Raw genomic sequence first — 21,849 nt, 5'->3', positions numbered from 1 at the left:
GCCCTGCCCTCCCTGCGCCGCCGGCGCCCGCCCAGAGGCGCGTGCGCCCCGTGGACCGCATCGTGACGTTCGCGCTCCTCGCGTACGGCCTGGTGAACGTCGTCTCGTCGGTGCCCGCCTTCCTCGACTACGGGGCGTACGCCGAGACCATGCTCGCCGTGATGGGAGTGGATGCGCAGATCAGCGACCCCGCCGCCGGCAGGCCCTGGGCGATCGCGTCGGTGCTGGTGCTGACGATCGGCTGGTGCGCGACGGTCGCGGTCTCGTGGTGGAGCGTCCGGCGCGGGCGGCTGACGTGGTGGATCGCGCTGAGCGCCGGAATCCTGTTCACGTTCGTGTCGGGCGTGCTGATGGCGGTGCCCCTGATGAGCGACCCGACCGTGTGGCAGGCGCTCGTGGAGAGCGTCGGCGGCTGACTCACATCGGCGGCTGAATCGTCCGCGGCCGATTCGTCCGCGCACCCGTTCGGGGCTCCCGTGATCGGGTGCCCGGGGTCCATACTCGTGGTGACGGCACAAGCACGGCGGTGCACCTGAACCTGCGGATGCCACGTCTCGTGTCTCCTGCGGGAGGTGATGGATGCCGCACGACAGCGTGGAGAGTCGTGACAGCACCGCCGGCCGCGATGCCGAACGGCTGGCCGCTCTGTACGATGCCCACGCCGCCCCGGTCTGGCGCTACGTGGTGCATCTGACCGGCGATCGTGCGGGTGCCGACGACATCGTGCAGGAGACGCTGCTGCGGGCGTGGCGGACGCCGAGGATCCTGGAGCAGGACCCCTCGACCACGCGCTCGTGGATGTTCACGGTGGCGCGCCACCTGGTCATCGACGAGGCGCGCAGCGCGCGACGCCGCCGCGAGATCGGCGTCGCCGAGGTGCCCGAGCGCGCGACCGCCGATGCGACCGACGCGCTGTTCGAGGCGATCCTCGTCGAGGAGGCCCTGGCAGCCTTGACCACCGAGCATCGCACCGTGGTCGTGCGCGCCTACTACCGCGGGCAGTCGGTCGCCGAGATGGCGGACGAGCTCGACATCCCGCCGGGCACGGTCAAGTCCCGCCTCCACTACGGGCTGCGCGCTCTTCGCCTCACCCTGCAGGAGAAGGGGGTGACGCGATGAGCACCGATCACGTCCGCTTCGCGGAGTGGGATGCCGCCTACGTGGTGCGCGCGCTCGACTCCGATGACCGTCGGCTGTACGAGGCGCACCTCGACGACTGCCGGCTCTGCCGCGACGCGATCGCCGACCTCGCGCCGGCGCTCGGGCTGCTGGCTCGAGTGCCGGTCGAGCGGGCCGAGTCGCTGCTGGACGACCCGGGCGAGACCAGCCCCGACCCGGCGGCCCGCGCACGGATGGTGGCACGGGGCACCCGCGACGCTCGTCGCCGGCGGATGATCGCGTGGGGCGGCGGCGTCGCCGCCGCAGCCGTGCTCGCGGTCGTGGTCGCCTTCGCCGTCACGACCTCCGTCGTGCCTGCTCCTGTGCCGGAGGAGGTGGTCTCCCTCCAGCCCGTGACCGACGTGCCGCTCAGCGCGACAGTGGAGCTGACCGATGTCGCCTGGGGGACGCGCATCGGGATGGTGTGCGACTACCCCCCGAGCGATGACCCCTACGCCCGCGATCAGGAGTGGCCCTACGTGCTCGTCGTCACGTCGACCGACGGCGACACCAGTGAACTGTCGACGTGGCGCGCGGGACCCGGATCGACGGCGAAACTGGACGCCGGCACCGCGCTGGACCGTTCGGACATCGCCTCCATCGAGGTCCGCGCGGTCGCCGATGGGCGCGTCCTGCTGCGCGGCGAGCCAGGGGAGTGAGCCGGCTCGCGTGAGCGGCATCCCGTGAGACGATGGATGCCCCGGCGCCGGGCCCTGCGGAGGGCCGGTGCCGAGGCATCCGATGCAAAAGTGGGCGGGTTCGCCCGACGGCAGGTGTCAGGCGGCGAGGCTCTTGCCGGCGGAGCCGAGCTGATTCGTGGCCTCGACGACGCGGGCGGCCATCGCCGACTCGGCGATCTTGCCCCAGGCGCGCGGGTCGTAGGCCTTCTTGTTGCCCACCTCGCCGTCGACCTTGAGGACGCCGTCGTAGTTCTGGAACATGAAGCCGGCGACCGAGCGCGTGAAGGCGTACTGCGTGTCGGTGTCGATGTTCATCTTCACGACGCCGTTCGCGACCGCCGTCGCGATCTCCTGGTCGGTCGAGCCGCTGCCGCCGTGGAAGACGAGGTCGAGGGGCTTCGGGCCGGTGCCGAACTGCGCGGCGATGCCCTCCTGGATCTCACCGAGGAGCTCGGGACGCAACTTCACGTTGCCCGGCTTGTAGACGCCGTGCACGTTGCCGAAGGTGAGCGCCGCGATCCAGCGGCCCTGCTCGCCGAGCCCCAAGGCCTCGACGGCCTTCGCGACGTCGGCGGTGGTCGTGTAGAGCGCCTCGTTCGAGCCCTCGTGCTGGACGCCGTCCTCCTCGCCGCCGACGACGCCGATCTCGACCTCGAGGATCGCGTTGATCGCCTTCAGTCGCGGGAGGATCTCCTTGGCGATCTCGATGTTCTCATCGAGCGGCACCGCCGAGCCGTCCCACATGTGGGACTGGAAGATCGGGTTTCCGCCGTCTGCGACGACCTGCTCGGACGCCTTGATCAGCGGCAGCACGAAGTCCTCGAGGGCCGGCTTGGGGCAGTGGTCGGTGTGGAGCGCGACGGTGATGGGATAGCTCTTGGCGACCTCGTGCACGTACGCGGCGAAGGCGAGGGCGCCGGTCGCGCGGGCCTTCACCGTGTGCCCGGCGAAGTAGTCGGCACCGCCCGTGGTCACCTGGAGGATGCCGTCGGAACCCGCCTCGGTGAGGCCCTGAAGGACGGCGTTGACCGACTGGGAGCTGGCGGCGTTGATGGCGGGATACGCGAAGCCACCGGCCTTCGCGCGGTCCAGCATGTCGGCGTACTGCTCCGGAGTGGCGACGGGCATGAGTGCTCCTCAATCTGCGCGGGTGTGAAGGGTGTCGGCTCAGGTCTGAATGGTGTCGGCTGAGGCCGTCGGTCCCTGCGAGCGTCACCGCAAACTCTACCGAAGCCCTGGAACGCCGGCGGATGCTGCGGCCCCGTTTGTCATGGGAAAGCCGCGTCCCTGCGCGTCCGGAAAGAATCGCCATTCCTTCACTTGCTGCGGCGTGAAATTCCGGTGAATCGGGCGATCGCGTGGCTAGGCTGACCGCATGGTGAGCCTGACCGCGGACATGAGTCCCCTCCATCCCGACCGCAACCTCGCACTCGAACTGGTGCGGGCCACGGAAGCCGCGGCGATCCGCGCGGTGCCGTTCATCGGCCGCGGCGCCAAGGAGGCGGCGGACGGGGCCGCGGTGGACGCCATGCGGGCCTTCTTCACCACCGTCAACTTCGACGGCACCATCGTCATCGGCGAGGGCGAGAAGGACGAAGCCCCGATGCTCTACAACGGGGAGCGGGTCGGCAACGGCCGCGGCCCGCAGGCCGACGTGGCGGTCGACCCCATCGACGGCACATCGCTGACGGCGGCCGGGCGCAACAATGCGCTCTCGGTGATCGCCGTGTCGGACCACGGCACGATGCTCGACGCCTCGAGCGTCTTCTACATGGACAAGCTCGTCACCGGACCGGCCGGGGTGGGCGTCGTCGACATCCGCCTGCCCATCGGTGAGAACATCCGGCTCCTCGCCAAGGCGCTCGGAAAGCCCGTCGACGAGCTGGTGGTGTCGGTGCTGCACCGCCCGCGGCACGACCGTCTCATCGACGAGATCCGTGAGGCGGGTGCGGGAACGCGGCTGATGAGCGACGGCGACGTCGCCGGCGGCATCAACGCCGCTCGCCACAATGCTCGCACCGACATGTGCGTCGGCGTCGGGGGCAGCCCCGAGGGCATCGTGACCGCGTGTGCGATCAAAGCGCTCGGCGGCCACATCCAGGGCCGGCTCTGGCCACGCGATGACGACGAGAAGCAGCGCGGCATCGACGCCGGCCTGCGGCTGGACGGACACGTCTACGAGGCCGATGAGCTCGTCAAGGGGAACAACACGATCTTCGTAGCGACCGGCGTCACCGATGGCGCGCTCGTCGCGGGCGTTCGCCGCGAGGGCGGCTATGTCTACACCGAGAGCGTCGTGCTCCGCGGGGCGTCGGGCACCCTGCGTCGCATCTCGTCGGAGCACCTGGTCTCGAAGTGGCTCTAACGCGAGCGCATTCGCGATGACGGTGATGCCGCTGTGCCTGATGCGACCAGTGGTGCGGATGTGACTCTTTCGTGACCGCCTTTCGCGCGCGACTCTGGCAGAATCGACTGTGGTGTCGAAGGGGACACGATGATGTTTCCTACGCGAGGAGTTGACGATGTCTGCGCAATCCGCCGATCCGTCGTCGCCCCAGACGGGCGCGCATGCGGTGATCGCCAACGCGATCGATCCTGCCCGCCGCCCCGACGTGCTGCTGCGCGTCCGGCGTGACGAAGGTCACGAGATCAGCGCGTGGTGGATGGTCGGCGCTTTCGTCGGCGTCTCCGCCGCCGTCATCGTTCTGCTGAGCTTCGTTCCCGGCGGCGCCTGACTTCACCGCGTGACCGGCGCACCGCCGGCGCACGGCGCCTCTGCCTGCGCTCACTCGTTCGGCGCGGCGATGCGCGCGCGCACCTCGCCGAGCTCGGCGGTCGCCGTCAGGGCCTGTGGCTCTTCAGCGAAGCCGGTGAGTGTCTCGTCGAGGAGCTCGGGGGCGGTGAGGCGGCGCGGACTCTTGTCGATCGTGGCCGGCTCGCTCACCGCGTCGAGCTTGGTCGCGTCGATGCCGGGGAACTTGCGGGCGCTCACGAGCACACGCGTCTCGAGAGACCCGGCGAAGCGGTTGTAGCTGTCGACGGTGCGCTCGATGGCGCGCCGCAGGTCGTCGGCGTGCGTGGCAAGGGACCCGAGCCGCTCATACAGCTGATTGCCGAGGTCGAAGAGCGCCCGCGCCTCTTGCGACACGTCCTGCTGGGTCCAGGTGTACGCGACGGTCTTCAGCACCGCCCAGAGGTTCACCGGCGACGCCAGGGCGACCCGCTTGCCGAACGCGTAGTCGAGCAGGGAGGCGTCCTCTTCGAGCGCGGCAGCGAGCAGCGATTCGCTCGGAAGGAAGCACACCACGAACTCCGGGCTGGACGACAGCCCGGCCCAGTAGGCCTTTCGGGCGAGTGCGTCGACATGGGCGCGTACCGCCTTGACGTGCTTGTCGAGCAGCGTGCGGCGCCGGGCGGCCTCCGCGCCCTGTGCGGTCAGGGGGATGGTGCTCGCCTCGAGGAACGCGTCGAGCGGCACCTTGGCGTCGACCGCGATCGCCTTGTCGCCGGGCAGGCGGATGATCATGTCGGGGCGGCCGGCTCCGGCATCCGTCGTGATCGACGCCTGCAGATCGAAGTCGACGTGGCGGGTGAGACCGGCGGCCTCGACGACTCGTCGCAGCTGGGTCTCGCCCCAGACGCCGCGCGTGCTGCCGGAGCGCAGCGCGCTCGCCAGCGACTCGGTGGTCGCGCGCAGCGCCTCGTCGGACTGCTGTGCGCGCCGCAGCTGCTCGGCCAGCGTTCCGAACTGCAGATGCCGTTCGCGCTCGAGATCGTCGACCTTCGTGTGCATCGCGGCGAGCGTCTCCTGCACCGGAGCGAGGGCCCGCAGCACCGACTGCTCGCGGCGCTCGCGCTCCTCTCGGGCGGCCTGATCGTGGCGCGCCTGGCCGGCCAGCTCGCGGTAGAGCAGCTGCTGGTGGTCGAGCTGCGCCTGCACCCCTTGACGTGCGGCCTCCGCCGCCGCGAGCTGCGCCGCGAGACCGGACTGGTCCCGCGCGGTGCGCGCCGCGCCGCGGGCGAGTCCCGCCGCCCACCCCGCCACGGCGCCCACGAGAAGGGAGACGATCACCACCACACCGATCACGACTGCGTCCATGTCTCCAGAGTGGGGCATGCCTCCGACATCCGGCCTCCGCACCCGCCCGGTTTCGGGGATCGGCCGGGATCCGGACGCGGGAGTGCCGAACGCCCGAGTCCGGGCGCATCTCCGAGTTCCGGCAGCAGCTCGGTTTCGGGGATCGGCCGGGGTTCGGACGCGGGAGTGCTGAACTCCCGAGTCCGGGCGGATCCCCGAGTTCCGGCGGCCGCCTAGGAGGCGACGGCGAACGAGACGGCGGGGGCCTCCGCGATCGTGATCTGCGACACGCGCACACCGACCGCCTGGGTGAGCGCCTCGATGTCGGCGGCGCCCGTTCGCCGCGCCGCGTCGATCATCACGTGGGCGCAGGCGAGCGCGTCGGCCGTGGCGTTGTGATGGGGGAAGTCGGCGAAGCCCGCCTCGGCGGCGACGAACGGCAGGCGGTACGACTCGAGCCGGTAGACCTTGCGCGCGACCTGCAGGCTGCACGCGTAGCGGTATGCGGGGCAGTCGTCGCCCGTCGCGTCGCATGCGCGTTTGAGCACGGCCATGTCGAAGCCCGCGTTGTGGGCGACGAGGATGTCGTCGCCGGCGAAGGCGACGATGTCGGCGAGCTGCTCGGTCCAGGTGGCGGCGTCGATGACGTCCTCGGGCTGGATGCCGTGGATCCGCACGTTCAGCTCGAAGAACACGTCGTGGCCCGCCGGCGGGCGGATGAGCCAGCCCGCCTTGTCGACGATGCGGCCGTCGCGCACACGCACCAGCCCCACCGCGCAGGCGGACGCGTTGCTGGAGTTCGCCGTCTCGAAGTCGATCGCGGTGAAGTCCAGAGGCACCTGCCCAGACTCACCCGGCATCGGCCGCGGCGGCGGAAGGCGCGCCGCGGGAAGGCGCCGTCGTAGGGTCGGAGCATGGCAAGTCGCGAGGAGATGTCGCTGTCGTTCGGGTCCGCCGCCGGAGCCTACGAGTCGGGGAGGCCCGACTATCCGCGTGAGGCGGTCGACTGGATGCTCGCCCCCGTGCGCGAGCCCGGCCGCGCGCTGCGCGTGGCCGACATCGGCGCGGGCACGGGCAAGCTGACGCGCACGATCGTGGAGACCGGCGCCGAGGTCGTCGCGGTCGATCCCGATCCCGAGATGCTCGCCGCGCTGCGTGCGCACGTGCACGGCGTGCCCACCTTCGTGGGGACGGGCGAGCGGATGCCGCTGCCCGACGCGTCCGTCGACGCGGTGCTGCTCGGCCAGGCGTGGCACTGGGTCGAGCCGGTCGCGGCCTCGGCCGAGGCCGGGCGCGTGCTGCGGAGCGGCGGCGTTCTGGGGCTCGTGTGGAACGTCCGCGACGAGTCCGACCCGTGGGTCGCGCGGCTGACCGCCGCCATGCACGGCAGCCACGCCGAGGAGATGCTGTCGGGCGACGGCGTGCAGGTCGCCGAGCCGTTCGGGGGGCTGGAGGCGAGATCGTGGCACTGGACCCGGTCGCTCACGCGGCCCGCGCTGCTCGACATGGTGGCGTCGCGGAGCTACGTCATCACCGCGTCCGATGCCGACCGGAGCGCCATCCTCGCCGCCGTGGGCAGGCTGTTCGACGAGCGCCGCATCACGGACGGCACCGGCGCCCAGGTCGTCGACCTGCCGTACGTCACGCGCGCGTACCGCGGCATCCGTCACTGATCGATCGCACCGGGTCGGAGCCCGGCGCTACGGTGTGCGGATGCGCTCGCTCACCGTCTGCAACTTCGTCACCGTCGACGGCCGCTACGAGGACGACGATCACGACATCGTGTCGTTCTTCGAGCACTGGCATCCCGACTATCACGGTGCCGACTCGTTCGACCACTACACGTCCGAACTGCTGCGGAACTCCGACACGCTGCTGCTCGCCGGCCGCCGCTCCACGCTCGGCAACCTGGGCTACTGGACGGGGGTGCGAGGGGACCCGGAGGCCACCGCCATCCGCCGTGAGTTCGCGGAGCTGATCCTCGCCGTGGAGAAGATCGTCGTCTCCGACACCATCACGGAGGCCGACATCGCACCGTACGAGAACGTCCGCATCGTGCGCGTCGCCGACGCCCGCCGCGAGGTCGCCGCGCTCAAGGAGGGCGACGGGCGCGGCATCCTGATCCTCCTCGGACGCGTGCTGTGGAACGACCTGATGCACGCGGGGCTCGTCGATGAGCTGCATCTGGTGACGTTCCCCCTCATCGCCGGAACCGGCGTGCCGCTGTTCGACGCCCGTCCTCCGGTGGCGCTGCGGCTGCTCGAGACGCGGACGTGGGAAGAGTCGGGCAACGTCCTCATGCGGTGGCGCGTCGACCCGGACTGACCTCCGCCTGACCTCCGCGCGCGCGGCCGCAGCCGCGGGCGGCGGCACCGGGCGGCGGATCGCGTCCACGTAGACTGAATGCCCGTGGCTCTCACCATCGGAATCGTCGGTCTCCCGAATGTCGGCAAGTCGACCCTCTTCAACTCCCTCACCAAGAACCAGGTGCTCGCGGCGAACTACCCGTTCGCGACGATCGAGCCCAACATCGGCGTCGTCAACCTGCCCGACCCGCGACTGGACAAGCTGGCGGAGGTCTTCCACTCCGAGCGGATCCTGCCTGCGGCGGTGTCGTTCGTCGACATCGCCGGCATCGTGCGCGGCGCCTCGGAAGGTGAGGGGCTCGGCAACAAGTTCCTCGCGAACATCCGCGAGGCCGACGCGATCGCCCAGGTGGTGCGCGGCTTCGCCGACGACGACGTCGTGCACGTCGAGGGCGCGGTGAACCCGAAGAGCGACATGGAGACGATCAACGCCGAGCTGCAGCTCGCCGACCTCGAGACCCTCGACCGCGCGATCGCGCGCTTCGAGAAGGAGGTCAAGGGGCGCAAGCTCGACCCGTCGGTGCTCGCCACCGCCATCGAGGCGAAGGACGCGCTCGAACGCGGCGTGCTGCTGTCTGCGTCGGGCATCGACCTCGCTCCGATCAAGGAGCTCGGCCTCTTGACCGCGAAGCCGTTCATCTTCGTCTTCAACGTCGATGAGGCGGTGCTGACGGATGCCGCCCGCAAGGCGGAGCTCGAGGCTCTCGTCGCGCCGGCGCACGCCGTGTTCCTCGACGCGAAGATCGAGTCCGAGCTCATCGACCTCGACCCCGACGACGCCGCCGAGCTGCTGGCGTCCACCGGTCAGGAGGAGTCCGGGCTCAACCAGCTGGCACGCATCGGCTTCGACACGCTCGGGCTGCAGACGTACCTGACCGCCGGTCCGAAGGAGGCCCGTGCCTGGACGATCGGCAAGGGCTGGAAGGCGCCGCAGGCGGCCGGTGTCATCCACACCGACTTCGAGAAGGGCTTCATCAAGGCCGAAGTCATCTCGTTCGACGATCTCGTGGCGACCGGATCGGTCGTCGAGGCGCGCGCGAAGGGCAAGGCCCGCCTCGAAGGCAAGGACTACGTCATGCAGGACGGCGACGTCGTCGAGTTCCGCTTCAACGTCTGAACGACCCACCGCGTCCCGCCCGGACGCCAGCGAATCCCCACACGTGCACGCGAGAGGACCCACGAACCTTGGCTGAAACCCAGATCTTCGAGCCCGACGGCCGCGCGATCCCGTATGTCGACGAACGAGCCGACGGCCCCGCGCTCGTGCTCATCCCCGGGCGCGGTCTGAACATCAGCTACCTCGGTCCGCTCACCCACGCCCTCGCCGAGGAGGACTTCCACGTCGTCCGCGTCGGCCCCCGTCATCCGCGTGCCGCCGCCGATCAGGCGGTCTCGATGCACGACCTGGCGCAGGACGTGGTCGATGTGATGGAGCACCTCGGGCTGGCGGGCGCCTGGGTCGGCGGCCACGCGTTCGGCGGCTCCGTCGCGCGCCAGGTGTCGCTCGATCACCCGGGACGCGTCAACGGCGTGCTGCTGCTCGGCGTCGAGGGCGCGGTGGCGACCGACGAGCTGGGGTCCGACGTCTCGGAGATCCCCGCACAGGCGCGCGACGCCGCGGTCGAGTCGATGCAGCGCGCGGCGCTCGAGGCGACGCCCGAGCTCGAGTGGTCCTCGCTCGCGCCGGCACTGCCGGTGCTGGTCGTGCAGGGCACCGAGGACCGGATGACCCCTCCGTCGAACGGCGAACAGCTGCAGGCGTCCGCGCCCGACCGGGTGAGCGTGGCGCGCGTCGAGGGAGCCGGGCACCTGTTCCCGGTCACCCACGTCGGTGCGACCGCGTGGCCGATCGAGGACTACCTCGACTGGGACTGAACCGCTCGGCGCGTTCGGCCGCGCAGGTCGCTCGGCGGGACCGGGTCCGGGCGTGGAGCGGCCGCTCTAGCGGCCCTGCCGCTTCTTGAACGGCTTCGGCTGCCCCTTCACCGCGGGCGCGCGGCCCTTGCCCTTGGACGCCTTGGCCTTGCCGCCCGCGGGCGCCTTCGGCTGCGGCGCGGTGGCGGGCGCCTCGGCGATCCGGCGCTTCGCCTCCTCGAGGAGCAGCGCTCCCGCCGGGGTCAGCGTCCACTGCGGCTTACCGCGCGTGATGAGAGGATGGCCCACCTCGGCCTCGAGCTTGTCGATCGATGAGTACAGCGACGCGAGCGGGATGCCGAGCGCCTCGGCCGCGCGCGGAAAATGCAGGTCTTCGGCGACGACGGTGACGAACCGTTTCAGGAGAGTGATGTTCACAGCGAGCCTTCCGTTGCCTGCGCCTTCAGGATACGGGCGTGCCGGCATCCGGACCGCGACCGGTGGAGGTCGGCCCGCTGCCAAACGTGCACGTGAACCCGCCAGCGTCCCGGCAGGCGTCGCGGATGCGAAGGAGACGCGGCGGAGGTCCGCGACAATCGAAGACGAGCCGCCCGCAGCCCCGCCGGCTCGACCGATGAACGGAGCCCCATGATCACCATCCACCTGCGCTACGAGATCGACCCCGACAAGCTCGAGGAGTTCACGCAGTACGGCCGGGAGTGGATCCGGCTGGTCAACCGGCTCGGCGGCACACACCACGGCTACTTCATGCCGAGCGAGGGCGACAGCGACGAGGCCTTCGCGCTGTTCACGTTCCCTTCGATGGCGGACTACGAGGCCTACCGCATCGCTTCCCGCACCGACCCCGAATGCGTGGCGGCCTTCCAGTTCGCGCGCGACACGCAGTGCATCCGCCGCTACGAGCGGCGCTTCCAGACGCCGGTCTTCGACTGACCCGCAGCGCGGAGGTCACCCGGCGTTCGCGAGCGCCGCGAGACGTGCTCTGCCGGCGGCGATGTTCTGCTTCAGCCGATCGCGCGCCGCGAGAACGGCCGGGTCACCGGCAACGGCGGCGGGGATGCGGGCGGGGTTGAGCGTGGTCTCGTTCGACCATTCCCTCAGATCGGTCTCGCCGGTCATCGCGAGCGACGCATCGCCGCCGATCACCTGCATGGTCGTCCAGTCGGCGGGCGTGTTCGCGTACGGCGACGGCCGGCACACGCGGTTCTTGTCCGCATCGTCGCCGCGCGTGGCCTCGACGTAGCCGGCGAGCGCGGCTCCGAAGCACGGGAACCCGACCCGCACCGGCTGCGGCGTGATCGCCGCCGGGGTCCAGATCTGTCGGAGCCCCGGGTACTTGAGGCCCTCAGCCGCACAGTGCACGACCAGCGCGTCGGCAGGGATCCGCACATCCCCGTCGGCAAACCGAAGGCGTCGTGGTTCGACGGCGCGCAGATGACCTCGGCGGACGACGTCATCGATCGTCCGGACCAGGTCGAGCTCCCACGTCGCGAGGGTGGGGGTCTTGGCCATCGTCGGCGTGACCGCGCGGTCGATGCGCAGCATGATCCCGGCATCCTCCATCCGCAGGAAGACGTCGTCGGGGCTGGCGGCCTCCGCTGCCGCGGCCATCGTGTCGGCGGCCATGCCGAGGAAGACGGCGGGATCCGGCTGCACCACCGCACGGTTGAGCAGCCACGGATCGCGAGGCCGCACCCAGGTGATGTGGTTCGGCGAGACGCCGTTCTGCAGCAGCCAGACGCACGTGTCGGTGGCGGTCTTGCCCGCGCCGACGATCACATAGTGCGACGGGGCTGGGGCGATGCGGACGAGGTCGTTCACGGCGATGACGTGAGCGCCGTCGCCGACGGCGAACGGCGGAGGAGTGAGGGAGGGGATGTCGGGCGACAGGTATGCGGCATCCACCACCCGCGCCCGCGGTGCACGGAACCGCCTCCCGCTCAGCAGTGATGCGAACCGGCGGTCACCCAGGTACTCGGAGCGACCGTGGAACACGACCTGCCCCGTCGCGAGCAGTCGGGACAGGACGCCGGCGTAGTACTCCGTGACCTCGGCGGCGCGCGCTCGTTCGTGCAGCCCGCGCTCGGGGCCGTCGGACTGCACACGGCCGCCTCCCAGCAGCGTCGAGGCGACGCCGTAGAAGGCCGAGGCCTGGTGAAGCCGCACGAATCCGTACGCGTCGAGCCAGTGTCCGCCCGGGCCGTGACGACGGTCGACGATGGCGACCGAGACGTCCGCGTGGTTGGTGAGCGCGTCGACGAACGCCATCCCCATCGCTCCTGCGCCGACCACCAGATAGTCGACGTCGACGATCCCCTCCATGCGCTCATCAGAGCAGTGGCCGTGATCGGCGTCAATGGGCGGCGCGGGCGCTACACCGCCAGGGCAGTGCGGGCAAGGGCGGGTGGAAGTCGCGCCGGGCGCCCACAATGGGCTGGTGAGCCAAGACGAAGGACCGGGGACGGCGGGGCCCTACACGACCGCGTCCGTCGAGCCCCTGCCGCATCCGGAACCCCATCGGGCCGTCGTCCTGGTCGTGGGGGTGGTCGCGACCGTCGCCTTCGTCGTGCTGCGCTTCGCCGTGGCGCTCGGCGGGCACGAGCCGCTCGCGGTCGACCTGTGGTGGCACGACCTCATGGTGGCGACGCTCGACGAGGTCGGCGTCATCGCGGCATGGGTCCCCGCGATCGTGGGCGGCACGATCGGAATGATCGTGATCGGCATCCTGCTCGTGGCGGTCTTCCTGTGGCAGAGGAGGCGATGGGATGCCGTGACGCTGGCGAGCGCCATCATCGTCGTCGTCGCCATCGGCGCGCCCATGGCCGCCGTCATCGCCCGCGTGCGGCCCGAGGACTCGCTCGCCGAGCGCGTCGCCACGTCTTTCCCCTCCGGGCACACCGCCGTCGCGACGACCATGGTCGTCACCCTGGGACTGCTGCTGCGGCGCTGGTACGTGTGGGTTGTCGGCGGGCTCTGGGTGCTCTACATGATGTGGAGCCGGACATATCTGCACGCGCACTGGCTGAGCGACGTCGTCGCCGGACTGCTGGAGGGCATTGCGGTGGCGACGCTGGTGTGGAGCGCTGTCCAGGCCTACCGGATCCGCAGGGCGGCGCCGCCTCGCCCGCGGGCGGCTGATGCCTGAAACCCGTTCGATTTCAACCCCTCCGTCGGGGTGCCGACAGCTGGCTACGATTCGGCTATGACCACTGCCAAGAACGCGGCGCGTACCGCGACGGAATCGCCCGCCTTCCGCACCATGGCGCGCATCGGCTACGTCGTGCTCGGCGTGCTGCACATCGTGATCGGCGTCATCGCGATCTCGGTCGCGATGGGCGGTGGCGGCGAGGCGGACCAGGGGGGCGCGATGGAGACCATCCGGGACTCTCCCGCCGGCGTCGTGCTGCTCTGGGCGATCGTGATCGGACTGGTGGCGCTCGCGGTGTGGCAGATCGCGGAGGCCTTTCTCGCTCGGGACGCCGACGCCAAGAAGAAGTGGGGCCACCGCGTGAAGTTCCTGGGCACCGCGGTGGTGTACCTCGCGATCGCCTTCACCGCGCTCGTGTATGCCCTGGGGGGCCAGTCCGACTCCTCGGAGTCGTCGCAGACCCTCAGTGCGCGGCTGATGGCCACGACCGGCGGAATGATCCTGCTCGTGCTGATCGGACTGATCGTGCTCGCCATCGGCATCGCGTTCATCGTCCGGGGATTCACCCGTGCGTTCGAGAAGCACCTGGATCTTCCCGCCGGTGCCGTCCGCAAGGGGATCGTGACGTTCGGCGTGGTGGGCTACGTCGCGAAGGGCGTCGCGGTCGCTGTGACGGGCGTGCTGTTCATCGTGGCGGCCTTCACGCACGATCCCGAGAAGGCCGGCGGGCTGGATGGCGCACTCCACACGCTCGCCGAGCTGCCGTTCGGTCCGGTGATCCTCTGGGTGGTCGCAGCGGGGCTGATCATCTACGGACTGTTCTGCTTCGCGCGTGCTCGCTACGCGCGGATGTGAGCGACTCGCGCACGGAGTTCGGGAACTCAGCCGTTCTCCGGCGAGCCGTCCTCTGACGCGGCAACGCTCCACCGGTCCGGCTCCGTGTCGTCCAGCGCCGCGGTCGCGGCACGGCGGCCCTCGGCGATGAGGCGCGGCACGTCGGACATCGTCCACTGGGCCATGCGCTCCATCTCCGGCTGTACGAGCACGACGGATGGGTCTTGCACCAGGTCTGCGGTGCGGGTGACTGTGCGCATCATGCGCACGTTCTCCCACTTCGCGTGCAGTCTCACCACGATGACGCGCGATGCTCCGAGAGCGCGCGCGGCGGCGACCGGGACGTTGTCGATCATCCCGCCGTCGGCCAGCAGCTCGCGGCCGCGTCTGACCGGGGGGAGCAGACCCGGGACGGCGACCGTCGCCCGGAGCGCGAGGCTCAGCGGGCCGCTGTCGAGGATCACGCCACGACGCGTGCGCAGGTCCGTGGCGAACGCCGCGAAGCGACGCGGCATGTCCTCGATGAGCGGGTCCTCGCCGAGCGCGCGCGAGACGGCGTCGATCATGGGGGTGGTGTCGAGCAGCCCCCACCGGGGAGCCGGCGACCACCGTGCGATGGCACTCCAGCGGAAGCCCCGTGCGGCGCGGTCGAGGGCCTCGAGCTCCACGCCGGCGCCGTAGGCAGCGCCGACCAGGGCACCCGAACTCGTCCCCGTGACGATCCCCGGACGGATGCCGCGCTCCGCCAGGACGTGCAGGACACCGACGTGTGCGGCGCCGAAGGCGCCGCCACCGCCGAGCACGAGTCCGAGATCAGGGTCGTCGCCCACGTGGTCCTCCGCTCGTCGTGCGCAGCCAAGCTAGCACCGGGCTGATGGGGGAGGACTGTGGGCCCGCGATCCCGGTGCGCTCGGATCCGGATCAACCGGAGCGCACATCGAGCTCGCGATTCGGGTCGCGCGGTCGCCGTGTCGGCCGGGAGTTCGCGTCGAGCATCGATCGCGCCAGGAGAGCCGCGCCCGCCACGGCCGCCGGCATCGTGGCCACGGCGCCGAGCGGCACCAGGAAGGTGAGCTGCGTGGCCACGCCGAAGCCCAGCACGCGAGCGCGGTGCCGGCGCATCAGCTGTCGGCGCACGGGCCGGGTCATGCCGCGTGCGGTGAAAGCCCGCGACGTGAGCTCATCCGCCACCAGCCAGCCGGTGAGGGTCACACCGAACACGGCACTCAATGCCCCGCCCACGACGGGCACGAGCCCCAGGAGCGCGGCCAGCAGTGCGACTCCCAGCCCGCGTCCGATGAGCGACAGCCCGTCGGCGACCGACCGCCAGAAGCCGTAACGGGCATCCGGCGGGGCGGCACCCGCATCCGTCTCCACTGCTCTCCAGATGCGCTCGTAGAACGGATCGCCGACGAGCAGCGTCACAGCGGTGAATGTGACGACAACCAGCACGAGTGCCGCCCCCAGCAGCGCTGTGCCGACGGCGATGCGGAAGACCGTCGCCCAGAGGCTCGGCCAGCCGTCGGCGAACGGCGTCATCGTGTCGGTGAGCCCGGGCAGTGAGGCGCTCAGGGCGATCAGTCCCGCAAGGAACAGGACGCCGACGATCGCCGCGGGCAGCAGTCCCAGCACCATGAGGCCGGGGCGCCGCCGCCAGGTGGCGAAGCCTCGGCCCAGGAGGGCCACTCCTCGGAGGAACTCGCGCATCGGTCTCAGCCTACGATCGACGCCCGGCCGGTCCGATGCAGCACTCGATGCCTCTGCGGTGCGCGTGGTCGACAGCCATCGTGTGCGCCGGTCAGTGCGAAGGCGCGGTGGCGTGCGTGACGCTGGCGAGCACGTCCTCGAGGAACGTCGCGACGATCCGGGCGTCGCCGGACGTGAGTCTCGCGGCGATGGAGCGCAGCCGCATCGTGAGCGGGTCCAGGTGGTCGAGGTCGATGTCGCCGTCGAGCGGACGCACGAGCTTCTTGCGGCGGTCGTGAGGGTGGCCGTGGACGACCACCAGTCCGCGCGCCACCAGACGGTCGATGAGCGCGGTGCCGGAAGCCGGGGACAGGTGCAGTGCGCGCGCGATCCTGCCCGGGGTCACCTCGTCGGAGTCGTCGTGCTCGAGCAGGTACCTCATCGCGGCGCGATCGGTCTCGCTCATTCCGCTCTGCTGCTCGCGCTGACGATTGAGCTTGGCCTCGGCCAGACGCAGATGCTCGAGGATGCCGGCGACATCAGGTCGGCCGCTCTCCGTCGATGCTGATGACCCGGTGTGATCGACCACGATTCAGCCCCTCTCTGCCCGCGCTGACGTGTGCGACGCGGTGGCGCAGAAGTTCTATTGGACCATGAAATTCTCGTGAATGAAACACTCGATGGCAGAACTCTCACCACCGAATAGTTCGATGACGAACTATTATCGAGAGCAGGCCTTCGGAAGGAACAGCACCATGGCTGAACTGATCTACGGTGCCGAGGGCGATCCGGTCCACATGCCGGAACATCTCCTCGCACACGTCAAAGTCGTCGTGGCGACGAAGCTGCGCCGCAACGAGAGCTTCATGCTGACCTGGCGACACCCCGATGGCAGCGGGCGCTCGTCGGTGTGGTTGCAGCCCGCCATTCCGCTGCGGTTCGTCTTCGACAGCCCCGAGGAGCCCCCGATCGACCACGCGCTCCTCGCCCGTCTCGCGACGGCCGCGAGCTCGAACGGCGGACTGATCCTTGACCTGGAGGACCTCCACCTGGTCACGGCAGCCGGCGATGAGTCGCCGCCGCAGGAGCGGGTGCGCTCAGAGCTCGCGCAGCCGGCCGCCTGATGTGGCGACGGGCGCGCGCGGGATCGGGGCCGCCTCCGACGATTCGCCGCCACGCTGTCAACCCCCTTTGTCTGGGAAGACGCACGCAGCATCCTCGGGTGACAGGAGGTTGACGATGACCGAATCCATCGCCGACGAGGGAGTCGGGCGGAAGCCGGCGTCAGAGGTGTCAAGACCTGACGGTGCGCGGGGAGCCGACCGGACGACACCCCCGATGACACCTCGGCCGCGCAGCGGCGACGCAGCGGCGGCCTCCGAACGTCGCCGCCTCGAGTACCGCTGGTACGGCCCTCTTCCGGCCGATCGGCACGAGTGAGCACATGAGTGAGCAGGGTGCGGCGGAGACCATGGGCGAGGACATCCACCAGCTCGTGCTGACGCCGCTGGCCGATCGCTCGTGGCGGCTGCAGGACCGCGCCGTCGACCGCGGCGATGCGTCGCGTCTGGTCGCCTATGTGGAACTCCACGACGACGGCGTGTACGAAGCGGTGTGGGTCTCGGTCGGCTGCGGCACGGCCCGGTTCACCTCATTGGAGATGCTGTTCCTCTCCGCGGTGCAGATGCTCGAACAGTGTCGGAGCCTGGGAGCGCTCAAGCCGGCTCCGATTCCTCATCGTCCGCCTGCGCACGCCTGACCTCCCGCCCGTGTCGGCGGGCGATGGCAGGATGGGGCCATGCCTGAATCGCCTGAGGTCGAGGCTCTGACGCGCTTCCTCGCCCACGCGGCATCCGGGCGCGAGATCCGCGCCGTCGATGTGCTGGAGTTCCGTTCGGTGAAGACGCGCAGCGCGCCGCCGGGAGACATCGTCGGGCGCACGATCTCGGGTGCCGCGCGGCATGGCAAGCATGTCGAGCTGCTCCTCGGTGACAGGAGCCTCGTGGTGTCGCTCGGCCGCCACGGGTGGATCCGCTGGCTCGGCGCAGAGTCCCGGGGCCTCGACACCGAACTGCCCGCGGAGGCTCCACCGGCCCTGGCGACCTTCGACCTGTCGGACGACGTCGCCCTGGAGGTGACGGATGCCGGATCCTGGGTGTCGCTCGGCCTGTTCGTCGTCGGCAGCGCCGACGAGGTCCCCGCCATCGCCAAGCTCGGCCCCGACCCCGCTCACGACGATTTCACGCGTGCCCAGTTCGATGCCGCGCTCGGCGGTCGCCGGAAGCAGATCAAGGCGATCCTGCAGGAGCAGGAATCGCTCGCAGGAATCGGCAACGCCTACTCGGACGAGATCCTGCACATCGCCCGGCAGTCGCCGGTGACACCCGCCGCGGCGCTCGATCCTGCGGCGACCGACCGCCTGTTCGACGCGACGGTCTCGACGGTCAGGGAGGCGATCGAGGCGCGCAGCGGTGCGCCCATCGACCAGCTGAAAGCGCAGAAGGTCGCCGCGATGCGCGTGCACGGGCGCGCCGGTGAAGCGTGTCCGGTCTGCGGCGACACCATCCTCGATCTCACCTTCTCGGGGACGTCCGCGCAGTACTGCCCCACCTGTCAGAACGGCGGAGTGCCGATCTCACGCGGCGCGGAGCGCACCTGACGACGGCGCCGGAGCCTCGGGAGATAGGTAGCATGGTTGCCATGACGACCTCGCAGCAGCCGGCCCCTCTCACCCTCGCACCTGTGCCGGACGACAAGAACCTCCTCACGGTCGTCGACTCCGCCGGTTCGTGCTGCGGCGGCAGCTGCAGCATCGACTGATCCGAACGCACGCACCGCCACGCGCCGTCGATGACCGACGACCAGCTTCACATCACCCCGCGCGTGGGTCGCATCCTCATGTCGGAGGAGGCGATCTACGGCCTGATCCTCGTCTCCGGCATGATCGTCGTCAGCGCCTCGTCGAGCGGCGCAGCGGTCGACGCCGTGATCACGGTCGCCGTGACGGTGATCGTCTTCTTCGCGGCGCACGTGTTCGCCGGCACGCTCGGGCGCCTCGCGGCGACCGACGGCCGAGCCGGGCTGCGTTCGAGCCTGCGTGCGTCCACCCATCAGTCCTCGGGCATGCTCCTCGCATCTCTGCCGCCCCTGATCATCCTGGCGCTCGGTGCTACCCGTCTCATCGACGACAGCACGGCCATGTGGGCGGCGCTCATCGTCAACACCGTGCTGCTGGGCGCGCTCGGATGGATCGCCGTGGCACGCTGGAGCACACACTGGATCCCGCGCATCCTCGCCGCGCTGATCACTGCCGCATTCGGCGGCGCTCTGATCGCGCTGAAGGCGATCATCCACCACTGATGCGAGAACCGCTGCGAGCGGCCTCTCCCTGAGCGCGCAACGCCGCGGTCAGGGCGGGGGTGAGGCCGGGCACGTCGTCCACGGGCACCGCCAGCGCCAGCAGAACCCGGCTGAAGAAGTTGCGCGCACCCGCGGTGAGCGCGATGTCGACGATCTGCCGATCGCTGAAGCCCACGTCGCGCAACCGCTGAGTATCGGCGTCGTCCATGGACGCGGCATCCGTCGACAGCTTCTCTGCGAACTCGATGACCGCCACATCGGCCTCTTCGAGCGCGGCGTCGCGGGGATCGGCGGCCAGGCGCGCGAGCTGCTCCTCGTCGAACAGGCTGCCGCGAAGGCTCTTGCGAGCGTGTGCCAGCAGGCAATGCTCCGATCCGATCGCGCGGGCGGCACCCAGCGTCGCAAGCTCGTACGTGCGCACGCCGATCGACGGCACGATGGCGCGGACCAGCGTCTCGAACGCCTGGTGGGCGTCCGGATTCACCGCCATCACCTGGGTGTAGGCGAAGACGAAGCCGTCGCCTCGGAGGTCGTTGTCATACATGTCGGCGGCGTGACCTGTCACGCTCTCGGCATCAGGGGTTTCGACGATCATGATGCTGCCTTCCCGTCGGGAGTGGGGGCACCACCAGAATCGCGGATGCCCCACCCCTTGTCGAGGGGTGGGGCATCCGAGCGATACAACGGCGCCGGACTGCCGGCGACGGCGAGCGGCTTCAGGCTCAGTGGCCGACAGGCGCGCCCATCGGCTGGTCGGCCGGCTTGCGGATGAGGAAGGCGCCCACCAGCAGCGGCAGCGACAGGAACGCGGCCGTGAGGAACGCGGCGTGCGTTCCCGCCGCCCCGGCGGCGAGCTCGTCGGAGCCCGAAGCGGTGGCGGCCGCCGACGCGGCGGCCATCACGCCGAACATCAGTGCGATGCCCGCCGCACCTGCCACCTGCTGCGCCGTTCCCACGACGGCCGAGCCGTACGAGTAGAACTTGGGCTCGAGCGAGGCGAGCGACGCCGTGAACAGCGGAGTGAAGGAGAGGGCGAGTCCGATCGACAGCACGGTCTGCGCGACGGCGACGAGCCACACCGGGGTGTCCTGGCCGAACGTCGTGTAGAACCACAGCATCCCGCTCGTGATGACCGCGCCCGGTACGAGCAGGACGGTGGTGCCCCAGCGGTCGTAGATGCGGCCGATGAAGGGTCCGGCGAAGCCCATCGCGAGGGCACCCGGCAGCACCACCAGGCCCGTGGTGAGCGGGTCGACGTCCAGCACGTCCTGCAGGTAGAGCGGCACGACGGTGATGGCGCCGAAGAAGGCCATCGACATGACGACCATCTGCGCCATCGACAGCGAGAAGTTGCGGCTGCGGAAGACGCGCAGGTCGAGCAGGGCGTCGTCCTTGCGCTGCAGCAGCACCTGACGCCAGCCGAACAGGCCCAGCGCCACGACACCCACGGTCAGTGACACGACGAGCGTGGTGGTGGAAGCGGCACTCGCGGCGGCGGCATCCGCTCCGCTGCCGTGACCGCCCGCACCCAGCTGGCTCAGGCCGAACACCAGTCCGCCGAAGCCGAAGGCGGAGAGGATCACCGACAGGACGTCGATCGGGGCCTTCGTCGTCTCGCCGAGGTTGTGGATCCAGCGCGCGCCGACCACGAGGGCGACAATCGCGATCGGCAGCACGATGCCGAAGATCCAGCGCCACTCGAAGTTGTTGAGGATGGCGCCGGCGAGGGTCGGGCCGATGGCCGGCGCAAGCGACATCACGATGCTGACGCGGCCCATCATGCGGCCGCGGATCGCCGCAGGCACGACCGTCATCAGCGTCGTCATGAGCAGCGGCATCATGATGGCCGTGCCCGACGCCTGCACGACGCGGGCCACGAGCAGCATCGGGAAGCCGGGGGACAGGAACGCGATGAGCGTGCCCGCCGAGAACAGCCCCATGGCGGCGACGAACATCGTGCGCGTGGTGAAGCGGCGCAGGAGGAAGCCGGTGATCGGGATGACCACGGCCATCGTCAGCATGAACGCGGTCGTCAGCCATTGCGCGGCCAGGGCGGTGATGCCGAGGTCCGTGATGAGGTGCGGGATCGCGACGCCCATCGTGGTCTCGTTGAGGATCGCGACGAACGCGGCGCCCAGGAGCAGCCAGATGACGCGGCTCTCGCGGGGGCCGAGTGTGGGAGTGGCGCCCGCAGCGGAGGCGCGGGGGACAGCGGAGATGCTGCCCGTTCCGGGGGTCGTATCGATGGCGGCCATAGGTCGTCTCCTCGAGGCTCGGATGGTCAGCGAAACGCCACCCGAGGATGGCAAGCTCTCACCATAACCACAGGTTCCGACATCCCATTCCCGATTCCGGGGACCGTCTGGCGGCGGGCGGACGATCGTCCGGGATCAGCTGCCGGAGCGCCGCGGCTCCGTGTCGTCCCATCGCTCGGAGCCGATCGCGTCGGTGGGCTCGGCCTCCGGCTCACGGTCCTCGAGGTTCTTGGGGAGCGGGTTGACGATCTCCTCGTGGGGGATGGCCTTGAGGCGGTCGATCTCCTCGCGCAGCTCGGCGAGGTCGCTGCCGTCGTGTTCGGGGGCGTCGGGAGTCGAGGTCATGGCTCGAGCCTAGCGCCGAGCCCAGGGTCGGCAGGGCTCATTAGGCTGGCACAGTGAGCATGCG

27 protein-coding genes are annotated in these 21,849 nt (G+C 70.3%); 16 read left to right on the top strand and 11 right to left on the bottom strand.

The window, feature by feature from the left end:
• The 3 genes from ACI3KY_RS17665 to ACI3KY_RS17655 form a co-directional block, all read left to right on the top strand.
• On the top strand, positions 1-416 hold a 416-nt coding region (locus tag ACI3KY_RS17665), incomplete at its 5' end, for a DUF6264 family protein (RefSeq protein WP_404931449.1).
• A 163-nt stretch (positions 417-579) separates the two neighbouring features.
• Positions 580-1,119, top strand: a complete 540-nt coding sequence (locus ACI3KY_RS17660; RefSeq protein ID WP_404931448.1) for a sigma-70 family RNA polymerase sigma factor — start codon at positions 580-582, stop codon at positions 1,117-1,119.
• The gene (locus ACI3KY_RS17655) at positions 1,116-1,817 is read left to right on the top strand and encodes a hypothetical protein (protein WP_404931447.1); all 702 of its coding nucleotides are present in this window, start codon (positions 1,116-1,118) and stop codon (positions 1,815-1,817) included. The genes ACI3KY_RS17660 and ACI3KY_RS17655 overlap by 4 nt, the downstream gene beginning before the upstream one ends.
• 117 nt (positions 1,818-1,934) lie before the next feature.
• Here the strand turns inward: ACI3KY_RS17655 and fbaA are convergent, their stop codons facing one another.
• Positions 1,935-2,966, bottom strand: a complete 1,032-nt coding sequence (gene fbaA / locus ACI3KY_RS17650; RefSeq protein WP_404931446.1) for a class II fructose-bisphosphate aldolase — start codon at positions 2,964-2,966, stop codon at positions 1,935-1,937.
• Between the two features lie 247 nt (positions 2,967-3,213).
• On the opposite strand from fbaA, the gene glpX reads away from it, so the two are divergent.
• Together glpX and ACI3KY_RS17640 are read left to right on the top strand one after the other, a co-directional pair.
• The gene (glpX, locus tag ACI3KY_RS17645; protein ID WP_404931445.1) at positions 3,214-4,203 is read left to right on the top strand and encodes a class II fructose-bisphosphatase; all 990 of its coding nucleotides are present in this window, start codon (positions 3,214-3,216) and stop codon (positions 4,201-4,203) included.
• Between the two features lie 157 nt (positions 4,204-4,360).
• A complete protein-coding gene (locus tag ACI3KY_RS17640; RefSeq protein ID WP_404931444.1) occupies positions 4,361-4,573 on the top strand; it encodes a UDP-N-acetylmuramyl pentapeptide phosphotransferase in 213 nt (70 codons plus the stop codon).
• A gap of 50 nt (positions 4,574-4,623) precedes the next feature.
• On the opposite strand, the gene ACI3KY_RS17635 is transcribed toward ACI3KY_RS17640, so the two are convergent.
• Positions 4,624-5,937, bottom strand: a complete 1,314-nt coding sequence (locus ACI3KY_RS17635; RefSeq protein ID WP_404931443.1) for a DNA recombination protein RmuC — start codon at positions 5,935-5,937, stop codon at positions 4,624-4,626.
• A 212-nt stretch (positions 5,938-6,149) separates the two neighbouring features.
• The gene (locus tag ACI3KY_RS17630) at positions 6,150-6,755 is read right to left on the bottom strand and encodes a 3'-5' exonuclease (protein WP_404931442.1); all 606 of its coding nucleotides are present in this window, start codon (positions 6,753-6,755) and stop codon (positions 6,150-6,152) included.
• 75 nt (positions 6,756-6,830) lie between these two features.
• Between ACI3KY_RS17630 and ACI3KY_RS17625 the strand changes: the two genes are divergently transcribed.
• The 4 genes from ACI3KY_RS17625 (at position 6,831) to ACI3KY_RS17610 (ending at position 10,157) form a co-directional block, all read left to right on the top strand.
• Complete coding sequence (locus tag ACI3KY_RS17625) at positions 6,831-7,589, top strand: class I SAM-dependent methyltransferase (protein ID WP_404931441.1); 759 nt, start codon at positions 6,831-6,833, stop codon at positions 7,587-7,589.
• A 40-nt stretch (positions 7,590-7,629) separates the two neighbouring features.
• Entirely contained in the window at positions 7,630-8,241 is a 612-nt protein-coding gene (locus tag ACI3KY_RS17620; protein WP_404931440.1) for a dihydrofolate reductase family protein, read from the top strand.
• An 84-nt stretch (positions 8,242-8,325) separates the two neighbouring features.
• Positions 8,326-9,399, top strand: coding sequence for a redox-regulated ATPase YchF (ychF, locus tag ACI3KY_RS17615; RefSeq protein ID WP_404931439.1), 1,074 nt, complete (start codon positions 8,326-8,328; stop codon positions 9,397-9,399).
• Between the two features lie 68 nt (positions 9,400-9,467).
• Positions 9,468-10,157 carry an alpha/beta fold hydrolase gene (locus tag ACI3KY_RS17610; protein ID WP_404931438.1) on the top strand — a complete coding sequence of 230 codons (690 nt, stop codon included), beginning with the start codon at positions 9,468-9,470 and terminating at the stop codon, positions 10,155-10,157.
• Positions 10,158-10,223: 66 nt separating this feature from the next.
• On the opposite strand, the gene ACI3KY_RS17605 is transcribed toward ACI3KY_RS17610, so the two are convergent.
• On the bottom strand, positions 10,224-10,574 hold the full coding sequence (locus tag ACI3KY_RS17605; RefSeq protein WP_404931437.1) for a LysR family transcriptional regulator: 351 nt from the start codon (positions 10,572-10,574) through the stop codon (positions 10,224-10,226).
• A 210-nt stretch (positions 10,575-10,784) separates the two neighbouring features.
• Between ACI3KY_RS17605 and ACI3KY_RS17600 the strand changes: the two genes are divergently transcribed.
• On the top strand, positions 10,785-11,090 hold the full coding sequence (locus ACI3KY_RS17600) for an NIPSNAP family protein (RefSeq protein WP_163620469.1): 306 nt from the start codon (positions 10,785-10,787) through the stop codon (positions 11,088-11,090).
• A 15-nt stretch (positions 11,091-11,105) separates the two neighbouring features.
• On the opposite strand, the gene ACI3KY_RS17595 is transcribed toward ACI3KY_RS17600, so the two are convergent.
• A complete protein-coding gene (locus tag ACI3KY_RS17595) occupies positions 11,106-12,479 on the bottom strand; it encodes an NAD(P)-binding protein (RefSeq protein ID WP_404931436.1) in 1,374 nt (457 codons plus the stop codon).
• Positions 12,480-12,594: 115 nt separating this feature from the next.
• Here ACI3KY_RS17595 and ACI3KY_RS17590 point away from each other — a divergent pair, with 115 nt between their 5' ends.
• Entirely contained in the window at positions 12,595-13,302 is a 708-nt protein-coding gene (locus ACI3KY_RS17590; RefSeq protein WP_404931435.1) for a phosphatase PAP2 family protein, read from the top strand.
• Positions 13,303-13,359: 57 nt separating this feature from the next.
• Positions 13,360-14,160: a DUF1206 domain-containing protein gene (locus ACI3KY_RS17585; RefSeq protein WP_404931434.1), complete on the top strand. Its 801-nt coding sequence runs from the start codon at positions 13,360-13,362 to the stop codon at positions 14,158-14,160.
• A 26-nt stretch (positions 14,161-14,186) separates the two neighbouring features.
• Here ACI3KY_RS17585 and ACI3KY_RS17580 read toward each other — a convergent pair whose 3' ends face one another.
• The 3 genes from ACI3KY_RS17580 to ACI3KY_RS17570 all read right to left on the bottom strand — a co-directional run bounded on the left by ACI3KY_RS17580 (position 14,187) and on the right by ACI3KY_RS17570 (position 16,414).
• Positions 14,187-14,969 carry a patatin-like phospholipase family protein gene (locus tag ACI3KY_RS17580; protein WP_404931433.1) on the bottom strand — a complete coding sequence of 261 codons (783 nt, stop codon included), beginning with the start codon at positions 14,967-14,969 and terminating at the stop codon, positions 14,187-14,189.
• Positions 14,970-15,060: 91 nt separating this feature from the next.
• Positions 15,061-15,846, bottom strand: coding sequence for an EI24 domain-containing protein (locus ACI3KY_RS17575; RefSeq protein ID WP_404931432.1), 786 nt, complete (start codon positions 15,844-15,846; stop codon positions 15,061-15,063).
• A gap of 91 nt (positions 15,847-15,937) precedes the next feature.
• Positions 15,938-16,414, bottom strand: coding sequence for a MarR family winged helix-turn-helix transcriptional regulator (locus tag ACI3KY_RS17570; RefSeq protein WP_404931431.1), 477 nt, complete (start codon positions 16,412-16,414; stop codon positions 15,938-15,940).
• Between the two features lie 166 nt (positions 16,415-16,580).
• Here ACI3KY_RS17570 and ACI3KY_RS17565 point away from each other — a divergent pair, with 166 nt between their 5' ends.
• From ACI3KY_RS17565 to ACI3KY_RS17550, 4 genes are all read left to right on the top strand, one after another.
• Entirely contained in the window at positions 16,581-16,949 is a 369-nt protein-coding gene (locus tag ACI3KY_RS17565; RefSeq protein ID WP_404931430.1) for a hypothetical protein, read from the top strand.
• 320 nt (positions 16,950-17,269) lie between these two features.
• A complete protein-coding gene (locus tag ACI3KY_RS17560; RefSeq protein WP_404931429.1) occupies positions 17,270-17,584 on the top strand; it encodes a hypothetical protein in 315 nt (104 codons plus the stop codon).
• A gap of 39 nt (positions 17,585-17,623) precedes the next feature.
• Complete coding sequence (locus ACI3KY_RS17555; RefSeq protein WP_404931428.1) at positions 17,624-18,484, top strand: Fpg/Nei family DNA glycosylase; 861 nt, start codon at positions 17,624-17,626, stop codon at positions 18,482-18,484.
• 191 nt (positions 18,485-18,675) lie between these two features.
• A complete protein-coding gene (locus ACI3KY_RS17550) occupies positions 18,676-19,185 on the top strand; it encodes a hypothetical protein (protein ID WP_404931427.1) in 510 nt (169 codons plus the stop codon).
• Here ACI3KY_RS17550 and ACI3KY_RS17545 read toward each other — a convergent pair.
• The 3 genes from ACI3KY_RS17545 to ACI3KY_RS17535 form a co-directional block, all read right to left on the bottom strand.
• A complete protein-coding gene (locus tag ACI3KY_RS17545; protein WP_404931426.1) occupies positions 19,172-19,780 on the bottom strand; it encodes a carboxymuconolactone decarboxylase family protein in 609 nt (202 codons plus the stop codon). The genes ACI3KY_RS17550 and ACI3KY_RS17545 overlap by 14 nt on opposite strands.
• A gap of 127 nt (positions 19,781-19,907) precedes the next feature.
• Positions 19,908-21,440, bottom strand: a complete 1,533-nt coding sequence (locus ACI3KY_RS17540; RefSeq protein WP_404931425.1) for an MDR family MFS transporter — start codon at positions 21,438-21,440, stop codon at positions 19,908-19,910.
• Positions 21,441-21,575: 135 nt separating this feature from the next.
• Positions 21,576-21,785 carry a hypothetical protein gene (locus ACI3KY_RS17535; RefSeq protein WP_194413631.1) on the bottom strand — a complete coding sequence of 70 codons (210 nt, stop codon included), beginning with the start codon at positions 21,783-21,785 and terminating at the stop codon, positions 21,576-21,578.
• Between the last annotated feature and the right edge of the window lie 64 nt (positions 21,786-21,849).

Origin of the sequence: Microbacterium sp. ZW T2_14 (assembly GCF_044987405.1) — a bacterium.
In the GTDB taxonomy this organism is placed as follows: Bacteria; Actinomycetota; Actinomycetes; order Actinomycetales; family Microbacteriaceae; genus Microbacterium.
This window is presented reverse-complemented; position numbering and strand designations above follow the sequence as displayed.